Origin of the sequence: Streptomyces sp. NPDC006385, from assembly GCF_040612485.1 — a bacterium.
GTDB lineage: Bacteria > Actinomycetota > Actinomycetes > Streptomycetales > Streptomycetaceae > Streptomyces.
This window is the reverse complement of record NZ_JBEXQG010000001.1, coordinates 306,963-321,561: the sequence shown is the minus strand read 5'-3', so window position 1 is coordinate 321,561 and position 14,599 is coordinate 306,963. Positions and strand designations below refer to the sequence as shown.

The 14,599-nt window shown below is 70.5% G+C and carries 15 protein-coding genes; 2 read left to right on the top strand and 13 right to left on the bottom strand.

The window, feature by feature from the left end; genetic code table 11:
• Positions 1–52 precede the first annotated feature (52 nt).
• The 13 genes from ABZ078_RS01445 to ABZ078_RS01385 all read right to left on the bottom strand — a co-directional run bounded on the left by ABZ078_RS01445 (position 53) and on the right by ABZ078_RS01385 (position 12,762).
• The gene (locus ABZ078_RS01445; RefSeq protein ID WP_356570430.1) at positions 53–325 is read right to left on the bottom strand and encodes a hypothetical protein; all 273 of its coding nucleotides are present in this window, start codon (positions 323–325) and stop codon (positions 53–55) included.
• Positions 326–493: 168 nt separating this feature from the next.
• Positions 494–1,282: a hypothetical protein gene (locus ABZ078_RS01440; RefSeq protein ID WP_356570428.1), complete on the bottom strand. Its 789-nt coding sequence runs from the start codon at positions 1,280–1,282 to the stop codon at positions 494–496.
• A gap of 28 nt (positions 1,283–1,310) precedes the next feature.
• Positions 1,311–1,802, bottom strand: a complete 492-nt coding sequence (locus ABZ078_RS01435) for a hypothetical protein (protein ID WP_356570426.1) — start codon at positions 1,800–1,802, stop codon at positions 1,311–1,313.
• Between the two features lie 17 nt (positions 1,803–1,819).
• On the bottom strand, positions 1,820–3,094 hold the full coding sequence (locus ABZ078_RS01430; RefSeq protein WP_356570424.1) for an MlaD family protein: 1,275 nt from the start codon (positions 3,092–3,094) through the stop codon (positions 1,820–1,822).
• A complete protein-coding gene (locus ABZ078_RS01425; RefSeq protein WP_356570422.1) occupies positions 3,091–4,398 on the bottom strand; it encodes an MCE family protein in 1,308 nt (435 codons plus the stop codon). Before ABZ078_RS01425 ends, ABZ078_RS01430 begins: the two co-directional genes overlap by 4 nt.
• The gene (locus ABZ078_RS01420; protein WP_356570420.1) at positions 4,395–5,522 is read right to left on the bottom strand and encodes an MCE family protein; all 1,128 of its coding nucleotides are present in this window, start codon (positions 5,520–5,522) and stop codon (positions 4,395–4,397) included. Before ABZ078_RS01420 ends, ABZ078_RS01425 begins: the two co-directional genes overlap by 4 nt.
• Positions 5,519–6,685, bottom strand: coding sequence for an MCE family protein (locus tag ABZ078_RS01415; protein ID WP_356570418.1), 1,167 nt, complete (start codon positions 6,683–6,685; stop codon positions 5,519–5,521). Before ABZ078_RS01415 ends, ABZ078_RS01420 begins: the two co-directional genes overlap by 4 nt.
• On the bottom strand, positions 6,682–7,731 hold the full coding sequence (locus ABZ078_RS01410; protein WP_356570416.1) for an MlaD family protein: 1,050 nt from the start codon (positions 7,729–7,731) through the stop codon (positions 6,682–6,684). Before ABZ078_RS01410 ends, ABZ078_RS01415 begins: the two co-directional genes overlap by 4 nt.
• On the bottom strand, positions 7,728–8,984 hold the full coding sequence (locus ABZ078_RS01405; protein WP_356570414.1) for an MCE family protein: 1,257 nt from the start codon (positions 8,982–8,984) through the stop codon (positions 7,728–7,730). Before ABZ078_RS01405 ends, ABZ078_RS01410 begins: the two co-directional genes overlap by 4 nt.
• Before the next feature lie 8 nt (positions 8,985–8,992).
• Positions 8,993–9,808, bottom strand: a complete 816-nt coding sequence (locus ABZ078_RS01400) for an ABC transporter permease (protein ID WP_356570412.1) — start codon at positions 9,806–9,808, stop codon at positions 8,993–8,995.
• A 13-nt stretch (positions 9,809–9,821) separates the two neighbouring features.
• Complete coding sequence (locus ABZ078_RS01395) at positions 9,822–10,592, bottom strand: ABC transporter permease (RefSeq protein WP_356570410.1); 771 nt, start codon at positions 10,590–10,592, stop codon at positions 9,822–9,824.
• On the bottom strand, positions 10,589–11,536 hold the full coding sequence (locus tag ABZ078_RS01390) for an ABC transporter ATP-binding protein (RefSeq protein ID WP_356570408.1): 948 nt from the start codon (positions 11,534–11,536) through the stop codon (positions 10,589–10,591). The genes ABZ078_RS01395 and ABZ078_RS01390 overlap by 4 nt, the downstream gene beginning before the upstream one ends.
• Positions 11,537–11,679: 143 nt before the next feature.
• A complete protein-coding gene (locus tag ABZ078_RS01385) occupies positions 11,680–12,762 on the bottom strand; it encodes a sigma-70 family RNA polymerase sigma factor (protein ID WP_356570406.1) in 1,083 nt (360 codons plus the stop codon).
• Between the two features lie 492 nt (positions 12,763–13,254).
• Between ABZ078_RS01385 and ABZ078_RS01380 the strand changes: the two genes are divergently transcribed.
• Both ABZ078_RS01380 and ABZ078_RS01375 read left to right on the top strand, forming a co-directional pair.
• On the top strand, positions 13,255–13,662 hold the full coding sequence (locus tag ABZ078_RS01380; protein WP_356570404.1) for a lipocalin-like domain-containing protein: 408 nt from the start codon (positions 13,255–13,257) through the stop codon (positions 13,660–13,662).
• Positions 13,663–13,716: 54 nt separating this feature from the next.
• The gene (locus ABZ078_RS01375; protein WP_356570402.1) at positions 13,717–14,595 is read left to right on the top strand and encodes a fumarylacetoacetate hydrolase family protein; all 879 of its coding nucleotides are present in this window, start codon (positions 13,717–13,719) and stop codon (positions 14,593–14,595) included.
• Positions 14,596–14,599 lie beyond the last annotated feature (4 nt).

The following is a 14,599-nucleotide window of genomic DNA, read 5'->3' as shown; positions in this document are numbered from 1 at the left end:
CACACCGACGGCATCACGGTGCGGGGCAGGGAATGAAGGCGCGGCCCAGCCGTCAGCGGCTGCCGGCCAGGTCGAAAACGGATCCGCCTTGACCGAGACCAGAGGCGTCCTGGTCGAAAGCAGGGGCACCCTGGTCCATAGCAGGGGCTCCCTGGTCCATACCAGACGCGCCCTGGCCGAAATCAGACGTGGCAGGAGAGTTGCTTCCGAAATCAACCGCGGCGTTACTCGTATCGTCGTTGCTGTCGGCAAGGGCCTGGCTCGCGCCTCCGAGCAGGAAAGTCCCGGTGAGCGCGAGGGCGGCCAGCACGGTAGGTGCACGCATGAGCGTCTCCTTCGGTCGGTGTGTGCTCGCCAGAGGTATGCCGCCGGCCCGCATGCGAGAAGCGCTGACCGCGCACAAGCACCCGAATAGACGGCGCACATGGCGCCACCGCATCAGGCCGCTTCGAAGAAGCAGCTCGCCCGCCAGCCGTACGCCGATCCAGGCCGGTCAGAGCGCGTCCACCGCGCTCACCTTCCAGCCCTCGTCCGTGTGCGTCATCGCCATCCGTACCCGGTTCAAGTCCACGCGCGAGCCCGAGACCTGGGTGCTCTCGGTGACCTGGTTGACGAAGAGGAGGACCACGACCTTGTCCGGCGAGGCCGAGACGACGGAGGCCGCGGGGGCTCCGCCGGCGCCGGGGGCGGCGACCGTTGCCTTCACCACGCCCCGGTACTTCTCGGCCGTCGGGCCGACCACGGTCTTGGTCGTCTTGCCGTACTCGTCGCGGAAGTCACCGGTCAGGTGGGTGCGGGCCCTGGCGAAGTCCCGGTCCAGGTGGCGGTAGTCGTACGACAGGACGGTCGGGGCCGCAGTCCGTGCGGCCGCGAGCGCCTCGGTCCGGGCGGTTTCCGTGCGGCGGGCGTCCTGGTACTGCCGGCCCAGTACGGCTGCCGCGACCAGACCCGCCACGAGCAGGACCACCAGGATCGCGGCGAGCAGCCTTCGACGGCCGCCGGGGCCGGTCGGCTCGGCCTGTTCCTCCGGCGCGTCCTCCTCGAAGGCTTCCGGCGACGGCTCCGGTGGGTCGTCCCAGCCGTCCTCCGGGGCCTCGATCAGCACCGTACGTCCCGCCACCGGCCGTTCGGCCTTGTGCGACGTCTCTTCGTCGGCGGTCGTTGCCACGCCCGCTTCGCGATGCCCGCGTTCCGCGCGCTTGGCCGCCGCTCGGGCCGCCGCGGTCATCGTACGGCGGCCGGGGGAGCCGGTAGTGCGGCCTCGGGTGGTCGCGTTCGCCATGGTCGTACTCCTCACTGGGTGATGCTTGTCAGCCGACGAACTCGACGTCCGACGTCAGCCAGCGGCCGCCCTTGTGGACGAGGTCGAGCTGGAGCCGGTACGTGCGCGCCTCCCCCTTGGGGACCGCCGTGTTGGTGACCTTGCTGTCGGCCACCACCAGGACGCGCGCCGAGTCCTCGTCCGCGCGGACGATCCCCGCCTCCAGGACCTGGCCCTCCGAGACCGACTCGTTCTGGGCCACCAGTTTCGTCAACTGGTCCGTCTGCGCCGCGAACTGCTTCTTGAAGTCACCCGTCGCGCCCGCCAGTACGTTCGCGCTGTCGCGGTCGTAGTGGCGGTAGTCGAGGGAGGTGAAGTTCAGGGCCGACTGGCGGGCCGCGGCCAGGATGTCCTGGCGCCGTTGGTCCGCCACACGTTGGTCGTGCAGGCCGAGGGTCAGCCAGACCGTGAGGGCGGTGACCGCGACCGTCGCCGCGACCAGAGCCGCCGACGTGGCCCGCCCCGACAGTGCCCTGTCCACGCCCCTCAGTGCCCTTCTCACGCCATCGGTCCGACGAGCAGCCATTGCCAGGACTCCTTTCCGAACACGGCCCGCTGGCCGCCCGTCGAGCCGATCTCGACGTTCCTTCCGTCCGGGCCGGTGGTGGTACCGGTCTCCGGGTCGTACGGGGTGACGTACGCCGCCTGGTTCGCCCCGGACGCGGCCCCCGCGCCCGGGGCGTTCTGCGCGCCCCTCACCGACGACTCGCTCCCGCGCGGGAGCGTGCAGCGGGCGTTGGTGTTCGCCTCGCGGGTGCTGGTGTCGGCCGGGTCGCGGCGGGCCGTGCCGTAGCCCTGGGTGCAGGCCGGGGGGTCGTCGGCGTTCAGGACCATGCCGAAGTGCGTGGTGCCGTCGCCCGGGACCACCGTGTAGCTGCCCGCCACCATCACCGGGAAGGTGACCAGGGCCTGTTCCACCCCGGGCAGGCGGGCCAGTGTCACCTGGCCGCCGCTGATCAGGTTGGCCAGCAGCACCGACAACTCCGGTCCCGCCGACTTCAGCAGCGAGTTGACCTCCTGCGCCGCCGGCCTCGCGTTCCCGATCAGCCTGCGCAGGTCCCCGTCGCTCGCCTTCAACTGGGCGGTGAGGGCCGCCAGATCGTGTGCGAAGGACTTGATCGACGAGCCCTGGTCGGCCTGGGTCTTCAACACCTTCCTCGAGTCCTCGATCAACGCGATCGTCTCCGGCAGCGCGTCGGACGCCGACTCGACCAGCTCGTTGCCGGAGTCCACCAGGCGGCTCAGGTTCGGGCCCGTTCCCGCGAATGCCTTGCCCAACTCGTCCACCGTGACCCGCAGATCCTCCTTGCCGACCGAGTTCACCAAGCGGTCCAGGCTGAGGACCAGGTCCGTCGTCGGCAGCGGCACGCGGGTGTTGCGGCGCGGGATGCCGCTGCCGTCGAGCAGGTACGGGCCGTGGGACGTACGGGGTTGCAGGTCGACGTACTGTTCGCCCACCGCCGAGCGGTTCGCCACCACGGCAAGGGTGTCCGCGGGGATGCGGGGCGCCCCGTCCTCGATGTCGAGGGCGACCGAAACCCCGTCCTTCCCCGTCAGACGCAGCGCCCCGACCCTGCCCACCGGCACCCCGCGATACGTCACCTCGGCGCCCGGGAAGATGCCCCCGGAGTCGGCGAAGTCCGCGCGGACCGTGTAGCCGCGGTCCAGGACGTCGTCCACCAGCCCCGTGTACTCGGCGCCCACGTACGACACCCCTACGGCGGTGAGGGTGGCGAAGGCCAGCAGTTGGACCTTGACCGTACGGGTGATCACGGCTGGACCCCCTTCAGCATCAGCTCGGCGAGTTCGAGGTCGATCCCCTCCGGCCAGCCGCCGGCGCCGCGGTGGCCGCCGCCGTAGCCGGCCGTGCACACCGGCGGGCACAGCACCTCCCCGTCGCCCGACGGCGCCGACGGGGACGGCACACTCGGTCCGCTCGGCAGCGCCGTGGGCGTCGGCACGCCCGGCACCTCCGGGAGATCCGGCACGTCCGGCAGGTCCGGCAGGTCGGGCGTCTCGGGCAGCCCGGGTCCCTGCGGAGCCCCGTTCCCGTCTCCGTCGCCGCCGTCCGGCTTCTTCGTCAGGTTGCCGTAGATCCCCGCCAGGTCGAGGTCCGCCGTGATGTGGAGGTTGACGTAGTCGCCCTTGATGGCGTCCACCGCGTTGCGCGGGAAGGGGTAGGTGGTCAGCAGTTCCAGGGAGTTGGGCAGGTCGCTGCCCGCCTTGTCGAGCTGTTGCAGGATGGGCCGCAGCCGCTTGAGGTTGGCCACCGTGTCGTCGTGCGAGGCGTCGACCACCTGCGTGCCGGTCCTGCCGAGCTTGGACAGTGCGGTGAGCATCCTCGTCAGATCGCGGCGCTGGTCGGCCAGGACCTTGAGAGCCGGCGGCATCTCCTCGACCGCCTCGGCGATGGTCTCCTTCTCCTTGCCGAGCCGTTCGGCCAGGCGGTCCACGGCCTTCAGCGCCCGGATGATGTCCTCCTTCTGCCTGTCCAGGCCGCCCAGGAACACGTTCAGCTCCTTGAGCAGGGACTTCACCCGGTTCTCCCGGCCCTCCAGTGCCTTGTTCAGCTCCACGGTGATCGTCTTGAGCTGGGCCACTCCGCCGCCGTTGAGCAGGGCGGACAGCGCGGACAGCACCTCCTCGATCTCCGGGTTGCGGCCGCTGCGGGACAGGGGGATCACATCGCCGTCGTGGAGTCGGCCGACCGGAGCCGTGCCCAACGGCTTGGAGAGGGACACGTACTTCTCGCCGAGCATGCTGGTCTGCCGTAGTTCGGCGATCGCGTTGGCGGGCAGCTTCACCGAGTCGGCGACACGGAGGCGCACGCGCGCGTGCCAGTCCTTCAGCTCCACCTTCTCGACCGCGCCGACCGTGACGTTGTTGACTTTCACCGCCGACTGCGGCACCAGGTCGAGTACGTCGCGGAACTCCACGGTGACGTGGTAGGCGTTCCCGTCCGAGGCCGCTCCGCCGGGGAGCTGGACGTCGTACCAGCCGTTGAACTCACAGCCGGACAGCACCATGGAGCCGAGGGCGGCCCAGGCGACTGCCCCGCCCTTGCGCAGCACGCTCATGCGCTCGCCCCCAGGATTCCGCCGAGCGTCCGGTCGACCGTGCCCGTCGCCGCGGGGCCCTGCGGAACGTCCGGCAGGGAGTCGAACAGTTCGCTCAGCTCGGTGCAGTCGGGGTTCTTGCCGCCCTCGTCACCCGTCGTCCTGAGCAGGGAGCACAGCAGTGACGCCGGATCCTGCGCCTGGTCGGCGTTGTTGCGGGTGTCGAGGGTGCCGGCCGACGGGTTGTAGGCGTTGTTGAGGTTCGACAGGCCCGTCGGGGCGACCTCCAACAGCTCCTCCAGCGCCGCCCGTTGGGTGACGAGCACCTTGGTCACCTTGCTGAGACCCTCCACGTTCGAGGTCAGCGACTTCTTGTTCTTCTTCACGAAGGCCGCCACGTCACCGAGCGCCGTGCCCAGGTTCTTCAGCGCCGCCGCCAGGTCCTCCCGCTCGCCCGCCAGTTGCTCGGCGACCTTCGCGAGGTTGCTGTTGAACGACCGCACGCTCTTGTCGTCGGCCGCCAGTGCCGCCGTGAACACCTGGAGGTTGCGGATCGTGCCGAACAGGTCCGTGCGGCCGTCGGACAGGGTCGTGACCGCCTGAGAGAGGTCCTCGACGGTCTGGTTGAGGTTCTTGCCCTGGCCGTCGAGGTTGTCCGCGCTCACCCCGAGCAGCCGGGACAGGGCGCCGTCCTTGTTGGCGCCCTCGGGGCCGAGCGCCTCGGCCGTGGTGTGCAGGCTGTCGAAGACACGGTCCAGCTCGACCGGTACGGCTGTACGCGACTCGGGGATCTCGTCCCCCGTCCGCAGGACCGGGCCGCCGCGGTACACCGGCAGCAACTGCACATAACGGTCGCTCACCACCGAGGAGTTGATGATCGCGGCCTGCGCGTCCGCCGGGACCTTGCGGCCCGCGTCGTACGCGAACTCCACCCGGACCCGGCCGCCCTCCGGCGTGATCTCCTTGACCTCTCCGATCCGGACGCCCAGCACGCGGACGTCCGAGCCGGGGTAGATGCCGACCGTGCGCGGGAAGTACGCCGTGACGCGGACCGGCTCGGGGCGCGGCCACAGCACGTAGGTGAGCGCGGCGACGAGGGCCGATGCGGTCAGCAGGGCCAGGCGCTTCCGCCAACGGCTGCTCACTGCCCACCTCCCGTCCGTGTCCGCGGCACCACCGGAGCGGCGACCAGGTTCTGGACGTAGGAGTCGAACCAGCGGCCGTTGCCGAGGGTGTTGGTGAAGACCCGTACGTAGGGCGCCAGGAGCCGGATGCTCCGGTCCAGGCTGGATTGGTTGCGTTCGAGCATCTCCACCACGCGGTTCAGGCCCTTGAGCGCGGGCCCGATCTCCTTGTCGTTGTCCTGGACCAGGCCGGAGAGCTGGATGCCGAGGGCGGCGGAGCTCCTCAGCAGTTTGTGGATCGCCTCACGTCGCTTGCTGAGCTCCTTGAACAGCTTGTCGCCGTCCTTGACCAGGGCGGTGAAGTCCTCGGAGCGGTCGGCCAGGACGCCCGTGACGCCGTTCGCGTGGTCGAGCAGCTCACGCAGCGCCTTGTCCCGGGTGGCCACCGTCCGGGAGATCCGCGACAGACCCTTGATGGACGCCCGTACCTCTTCCGGCGAGTCCTCGAAGGTGGTGGAGATCGTGTCCAGTGCCTTCGCCACGCGGTCGGTGTCGACCTCCTCCGTCGTGGTGGTGAGGTCGCTGAAGGCCTGTACGACGTCGTACGCGGGGACGGTCCGCTCCAGCGGGATCTCGCTGTCCGGCTTCAACCGGCCCTTGCCCTTGGGGTGCAGGGCCAGGTACTTCGCGCCGAGGACCGTCTTGACCCGGATCGACGCGCCGGTCTCCGTACCGAATTCCGGTTCGCCCTTGATCTTGAAGGTGACCTTGACGTGGTCGCCGTCCAGGCCGACCTCCTCCACCTTGCCGACCTTGACGCCGGCGATCCGCACCTCGTCGCCCGGCTTGAGACCGCCCGCCTCCGCGAAGGCGGCGCTGTAGGTCTCGCCGTCACCGATGACCGGCAGGCGGTCGGCGTTGAAGGCGGCCACCGTCAGCAGTGCGAGGACGGTCAGGCCGACCGCGCCGATGACGACGGGATTGCGCTCACGGAAGGGGATGAGGCGGGGGCGGCGCAGCCGTGGCCTCCAGATCCTCGGCGGCTCGACCCGCACTTTGATCAGCGGGGCCCGGCGGGGCTTGCGGCGCGGCAGGAGCCGTACCTTCGGCAGCCGTATCCGCGGCAGGCGCGGCGGCTCCACCCGCACCTTGAACAGCGGCTCCGGGCGATGCTTACGGCTCATGCCCCGCACCTCGCCCTCGCCACGTGCAGGTCGGGCGTGAGCACCTGCTGTGAGGTCGACTCCGTCTTCGGCAGCACGATCCGGCCGTCGAAGTCGCAGAGGTAGAAGTTGAACCACGAGCCGTAGGACGCCGTCCCCGTCAGCTCGTTGAGCTTGTTCGGCAGCCGCTTCAGCACGCCCTCCACGGTCTTCTCGTTGTCGTTCAGCGTTCCGGTGAGCTCGGTCAGCTCGGCGATGTCGTCCTTCAGCGGCGGACGCGCGTCCTTCAGCAGCCCCGAGGTGGCCTCGGCCAGGTCGCCGATGTTCACCAGGGACTGCCCGATCGGCTTGCGGTCGGCGGACAGGCCCGAGATGACCCGGCGGAGCTGCTTGAGCAGGCCGGAGAAGCGGGCGCCACGCTTGTCCAGCGTCTGCAGCACGGTGTTCAGGTTGTCGATCACCGAGCCGATCAGCTTGTCGCGGCCGGCCAGCGTCGAGGTGAGCGACGCGGTGTGCACGAGCAGGCTGTTGACGGTGCCGCCCTCGCCCTGAAGGGTCTTGACGATCTCGGTGGCGAGCTGGTTGACGTCCTTCGGGCTGAGCGCGGCGAACAGCGGCTTGAAGCCGTTCAGCAGGGCGTTGAGGTCCAGTGCCGGCTGGGTGCGGGACAGCGGGATCGTCGCGCCCGGGCGCATCCGGGCGCCGTCGCCCGCGCCCTCGGTCAGTGCCAGGTAGCGCTGCCCGACCAGGTTGCGGTAGCGGATGACGGCGCCCGTGCTGGTCAGCAGCGGCCGGTTCCGGGTGACGGTGAAGGTGACCTCGGCCAGCGTCCGGTCCTTGATCCGGATGTCCTCGACCTCGCCGACCCGCACCCCGGCCACCCGGATGTCGTCGCCCTCCTCCAGGCCGGTGACGTCGCTGAACACCGCGCGATAGCGATGCTCCGGGGTGAAGGAGATGTTGACGATGGTGGCGGCCAGCAGGGCTGTCGCGAGGATCGTCACCACCGCGAAGAGGCTGAACTTGATGAGCGGGGCAGCGGTCTGCCGGGCTCCTGCGGTGCTCATGCGACGCTCACCGCCGTCCCGCGCGCCAGCGGCCCGAACAGCAGAGTCGTGACCGGCGGCACCTCGTCGGCCGGCACACCCAGCACCGGCGCCACCAGCGAGCCGACGGCCCGCTGCTCGGCCCGGGTGGCGGTGACGCCGAGCGGACCGGAGGACGAACTCGCCTTCTTCGAACCGTCGTTGAGATGGACAACCGGCGCCGGCACCTGAGGGTGCGGCAGGCCATGGCAGTTCGGCCCCGACCGCTCGCCGTAACGCGGCTCCTCACCGGGCTCGTACGCCCCCTGCGGCCGTACGACCTCCAGCGTGATGTGCATCTTGCCGCCCCGGAACGCCTCTTCTGACGCCTTCTCCTGGCGGACCAGACCGGCCAGCAGGCACGGGTACTGGGGGGAGTAGCGGGCGAACAGCTCCAGCGTGGGGCGGGAGACCCGGCCGAGGGTGATCAGCCGGTCGCCGTTGTCGTCGAGGAAGTCCTCGGCGGTGCCGGCGACGGTGGCCGTGGTCCTCAGCGCCGCCGCCAGCCGGTCCTTCTGCTCGACGATGGTGCGGCTGGTGGTGACGGTGTTGCGCAGGATCTCCATCAGGTCGGGTGCCGCGTCGCCGTAGATCTCGGCGACCTCGGCGAAGCGGGCGATGTCCTCGGTGAGGGACGGCAGATGGGGGTTGAGGCGGCGCAGGTAGGCCTCCAGGCGCGTGAGGTTGTCGCCGATCCGGTCGCCGCGGCCTTCGAGGGCGGTGGCGAACGCGGAGAGCGTGGCGTTGAGCTTGCCGGGCTGGACCGTCCGGAGCAGGGGCAGCAGGTCGTTCATCAGCTGCTGGAGCTCGATGCCGACGCGGGTGCGGTCCTGGGTGATGACGTCACCGGCACGGATCGGGCGAGCCGACGAGGATCCGGCGCCGGCGGGCGGCACCAGGTCGACGTACTTCTCGCCGAACAGGGTCTTGGGCAGCAGCCGCGCGTGCACGTCCGACGGGATGTGCTCGACGTGCTCCGGCTTGAGCGCGATGTCCAGCGTCGCCTTCGTCCCGTCCGCGTGCACCTCCCGCACCTCGCCGACCAGCAGCCCGCGCAGCTTGACGTCGGCGCGCGGATCGAGCTGGTTGCCGAGGCTGTCGGCCTCCAGGGTGATCCGGACGACCGGCGTGAACACCTGCCGGTAGACGGCCACCGACAACGACAGCAGCAGCGCGAGTACGGCGAGGAAGACGACGCCGTACAACCGCAGTCTCAGTACCCTCGGCACCCTCATCGGGCGGCTCACCCCGCGATCCGTACGGTCGTGTTGGCGCCCCAGATCGCCAACGACAGGAAGAAGTCCAGGACGTTGATCGCCACGATCGACGTCCGCACCGCACGGCCCACCGCCACGCCGACGCCCGCCGGGCCGCCGCTCGCGTAGTAGCCGTAGAAGCAGTGCACCAGGATGATCAGGACGGCGAAGACGAGCACCTTGCCGAAGGACCACAGCACGTCCACCGGGGGCAGGTACTGCTGGAAGTAGTGGTCGTAGGTGCCGGCCGACTGCCCGTAGTAGACGGTGGTGATGGTGCGGGCGGCGAAGTACGAGGACAGCAGGCCGATCACGTACAGCGGGATCACCGCGACGAACCCGGCGATCATCCGCGTCGTCACCAGGAACGGCAGCGAGGGCACGCCCATCACTTCGAGCGCGTCGGTCTCCTCGCTGATCCGCATCGCGCCGAGCTGGGCGGTGAACCCGGCGCCGACGGTCGCGGACAGCGCGAGCCCGGCCACCAGCGGGGCGATCTCGCGGGTGTTGAAGTACGCCGACAGGAACGCCACGAAGTTGGAGGTGCCGAGCTGGTTGAGGGCCGCGTAGCCCTGGAGGCCGACCTCGGTGCCGGTGAAGAAGGACAGGAAGGCGATCACGCCCACCGTGCCGCCCACCACCGCCAGCGCGCCCCGGCCGAAGCTCACCTCGGCCAGCAGCCGCAGGATCTCCTTCTTGTAGCGGCGCAGGGTGCGGCCCGTCCAGGCCAACGAGCGGCCGTAGAAGGAGAGTTGGGTGCCCAGCGCCTCCAGTGAGCGCAGGGGTCGATCGAGAAGTCTCATTCGGCTGAACCCTCTAACCCCTCTGCGGGACGACCTGGAAGTACACCGCGGTCATCACGAAGTTCGTCACGAACAGCAACATGAAGGTGATCACCACCGACTGGTTCACCGCGTCGCCCACACCCTTCGGGCCGCCCTTCGCGGTCAGCCCCTTGTACGAGGCGACGATCCCGGCGATTGCCCCGAACACGAGTGCCTTGACCTCGGCCGCCCACAGGTCGGACAGCTGGGCGAGGGTGGTGAAGGAGGCGAGGTAGGCGCCGGGGGTGCCGTTCTGCAGGACGACGTTGAAGAAGTAGCCGCCCGCGACGCCGACCACCGACACCAGGCCGTTGAGGAGCACCGCCACCAGCATCGACGCCAGCACGCGCGGCACGACCAGCCGGTGGATGGGGTCGATGCCCAGCACCTGCATCGCGTCGATCTCGTCGCGGATCTTCCGCGCCCCGAGGTCGGCACAGATCGCCGTGCCGCCGGCGCCCGCGATCAGCAGTGCGGTGACGATCGGCGAGGCCTCGCGCAGTACGGCCAGCACGGAGGCGGCACCGGAGAAGGACTGGGCGCCGAGCTGCCGGGTCAGGCTGCCGATCTGCAGCGCGATGACCGCGCCGAAGGGGATGGAGACCAGGGCCGTCGGCAGGATCGTCACGCTCGCGACGAACCACGCCTGCTGGATGAACTCCCTTGCCTGGAACGGCCGTCGGGGGATCGTGCGCAGGACGTCCAGCGCCATCGCGAACAGGCTGCCGGAGTGCCGCAGGGCTCCGATCGGGGACAGGCTCATGCGCCGGCCACCGCCTTCTGGTGCAGCGCGGCCTCGCGCCGGGCGATGGCCTCCCAGCGCGGTGGCCGCGGGATGCCCGGCCCGGGCAGCAGGCGGGGAGTCAGAGCCTGGCTGCCGGGAGGCCGTGTGCCCTTGCCGTCGTCACCGAGGGTGGCCAGCTCCTGCTCGACCTGGGCGGCGTCCTTCTCCTCCGCCATGCCGATCGGGCCCTGCATACGGCCGTTGAGGAACTGCCGTACGACGGGCTCGTCGCTGGTCAGCAGTTCCTCGCGCGGCCCGAACATGACCAGCTCGCGGCGGAACAGCAGCCCGATGTTGTCCGGCACCTGGCGGGCCGAGGCGATGTCGTGTGTGACGATCAGGAAGGTCGCGTCGATCTGGGCGTTGAGGTCGACGATCAGCTGGTTGAGGTAGGCCACGCGGACCGGGTCGAGGCCCGAGTCCGGCTCGTCGAAGAGGATGATCTCCGGGTCCAGGACGAGGGCCCGGGCCAGCCCGGCCCTCTTCCGCATTCCGCCGGAGATCTCGCCGGGCAGCTTCCCCTCGGCGCCGATCAGCCCGACCATGTCCATCTTCTCCAGCACGATGCGCCGGATATCGCTCTCGGACTTGCGGGTGTGCTCGCGCAGCGGGAAGGCGATGTTGTCGTACAGGTTCATCGAGCCGAACAGCGCGCCGTCCTGGAACAGCACGCCGAACAGCTTCCGCACCTCGTACAGGTCGTGCTCGCGCAGTTTGGTGATGTCCCGGCCCTGGATGGTGATCGAGCCGCGCTCCGGCTTCAGCAGTCCGACGAGCGTCTTGAGGAACACCGACTTGCCCGTGCCGGAGGGGCCGAGCATGACCGAGACCTCCCCGGCGGGCAGCGTCAGCGAGACGTCCTGCCAGATGACCTGGTGACCGAAGGACTTGGTCAGCCCTTCCACACAGATCTCGACACCCATCCGGTCCACCCTTCAGCCTGTGGAGCAGCTCTGACATCTGCTCTACGGGGAGGGGACGGGCGTCCGTCGCTCGGATACCGGATTTTTTTCGGGCGGGTTTCCGGCCGGGTGATCAGCGAGGACACACGGCCGTGCGTCCGGGGCTACGGCAGCGCGCTCGCCGTCGCCAGGGGAAGCGGGGCGGAGGGTACGGCGTCGGAGGCGTCCGGCACCGACGGCGTCCGCGTCGGAACGTCGGACGGGCCCACCGGCGGATCGGAGACCTCGGGCAGGTCCGGGACGTCCGGCACCTCGGGTACCCCGGGCACCTCCGGGACGTCCGGCGCGGACAGCACCGGCAGGGGGGACAAGGAGACCTCCGGGACGTCCGGCACCGACGGCACGGACAGCGGCAGCAACGATTCGTCCGCCGAGGGCTCGGCCGCTCTCCGTTCGGCCGACGCGGCCGCGGGCTCGTTCCCCCGAGGTGCACGGCCCTCGTCGGCGCCGTCCTGCCGCTGCGCCTCCGCACGCGGAGAGGCGACGGCGGGCGTGGGCGCCGTACCGCCTCCGTCCCCGCCCCCGTCGAGTGCGTACGGCAGCACCAGTCCGGCCACCGCCAAGGTCGCCGCCGTCGAGGCCACCGCCAGGGCCGGGGTCTTGCCGGCCGGCCGCGGCCGGCCCCACCCGATCAGGAACAGCGCGAACCCGAGCGTGGCCGCCAGCGACTGGCGCAGCGTGCGCCGGGCCCGGGCCAGCAACGACTCGACGGTCCGGTAGCTCAGCCCCATCCGGACGGCGACCTGGCCGACGTCGAGGTCCTCCGACTTCAGCCGCAGCGCCTCGGCCTGCCGTGCGGGCAGCTCACCACTCCGGACCGCCAGCCACTTCGCCTCGGCCCGGTCGCACACCGCCTCCTCGACGGGCACCGGGCCGGGGGCGATGAGGGTCGGGCTGGTGCGCACCTCGGCCTCGCGGTTCACCTGCCGGTAGCGGTCGACACAGAGCCGCATCGTCACCGTCGTCAGCCAGGCCGCGAGCCGCTCGTCGTCCAGGTCCGGCCGCTCGGCGGCGCGCAGCATCGCCTCGTGGACCGCGTCCTCGGCGTCCTCCGCACTCATCGACCTGCGCCGGGCCACCCTGAGCAGTTGCTCACGGTGGCTCCACATGCGCCGCCAACGCTCGTCGGCGGCGTCCATCTCCGCAGGTGTCTCTGCGGGCATGTCCGCAGGCATGTCCGTCGCCATGAGGGCCCCTTCGCGCTCACCCACCGGTCTCGTGCTGTCCGGCGGTGGGCGACATTACCGGGGAGTATCCGCGGTTGTGGAGGGGGCGGCGGTCATCGAGTCCGCGTTGTTACTGGTCAGTGGGGCATCTGCGGGCAGCAGGCCGTCACCGGAGATCTTGATCTCCGGGACGGAGGCGGGGAGTTGTGGTTCCGCCGTTCCCTCGGGGGGCGGGCGTGTCACCGCGCGGCGGGAGCCGCAGGCGCCCGCACTCGGACGGGGCGGCCGCGGAAGTCGCCCGCGTGTGCGGGGCCTGCCCGGTTGCGCCGTCGCCCCAAAGGAGGAGCCGTTCTTTGGCTCCCCGGACCGAGAGCGGCAACCCCCCGCGCCGGTTGGCTGGGTGATGTGGTCGGCGATGCCGGTCACGCGGTCCGGCCGGCCGGGCACTCTCCGTGCTCCGGCTGTGCCCGTCGTGGCCGGACCGGCCCTACGTGAGAAACGTGCGAGGTGCTTGTGGACGAGCTGATCGGCGCCTGGGCCCTTGAGAACTCCACCACGACACGCGGGGGCATCACCACTCATCCACTCGGCGAGCACCCCAGCGGGCTGCTGCTGTACACCGCCGACGGCTGGATGAGCGCCCTGCTGACGCCCGACCCGGAGGTCCGAAGCCACGTACCCCCCGCGCCGGGCGCGCCCGGCGGGACCGTGGCGTACGCCGGGCGATGGTCCCGCAGCGCGGACAGGTTGGTGCTCCATCACGTCTGGTCCAGCCACTACGCGCCCTGGGTGGGGGCGACGCTGGAGCGTGGGGTCCGCCTGCGGCCGGGCGCGCTGGAACTGACAGCCGTCACCGCGGGCGGTTCCCGCTGGCTCCTGCGATGGCGACGGGCCGTGCCGCCACGGCGACTCACTGCTTGATCTCTTCGATCTCTTCGAAATCTTCGAACTCTTCGATGTGGAGGTGGTGCGCCCATGCGCACAGCCAATGTCAACGGCCGTCTGATGCTCGTCTTCGATGACGGTGCGGTGGACGTGGAGAAGGCGAGCGACGGGCTGTTCCCGTCCGACCCGCAGGCGGTCTTCGACCGCTGGCCGGAGTTTCGCACCTGGGCGACGTCCGCGACCGCGGCCAGTCACGAGCGCGTCCCCTTCGTCCGGCGTGACCTGGGCGCGCCCGTACCGCGTCCCCGGCAGGTCTTCGCCGTCGCCCTGAACTACTCCGACCACGTGGAGGAGTCGGCGTTCGACACCCCCGCTCAGCCCTCCGTGTTCACCAAGTACCCCACGTCCCTCGCCGGTCCCCACGACACGATCGAACTGCCCAGCGCGCTCGTGGACTGGGAGGTGGAGCTGGTGGCGGTGATCGGCGCCAGGGCCCACCGGGTGCCCTCCGCGGACGCGTGGCAGTACGTCGCGGGGCTCACCGTCGGGCAGGACCTGTCCGAGCGGCGCATCCAACTGGAGGGCCCCGCACCGCAGTTCGCGCTCGGCAAGTCCTTCCCCGGGTTCAGCCCGACCGGTCCGGTCCTGGTCACGCCCGACGAGTTCGCGGATCCGGACGACCTGGCACTCGGATGCGCGCTCGATGGGGAGACCATGCAGGAGTCACGCACCAGCCGGATGATCTTCCCGGTGTCCGAGCAGATCGCCTGGATCTCGGGGATCTGCCCGCTGCTGCCGGGCGACCTGATCTTCACCGGTACCCCCGCCGGCGTGGGCGGTGCTCGTGACCCCCGCCGCTTCCTCGCGCCCGGCGAGGAACTGCGCAGCTGGATCGAGGGCATCGGCGAACTCCGCAACCCGCTGATCGCCGGTTCGACCCACCCGGACCGCCCGCACGGGCACCACTGACCGC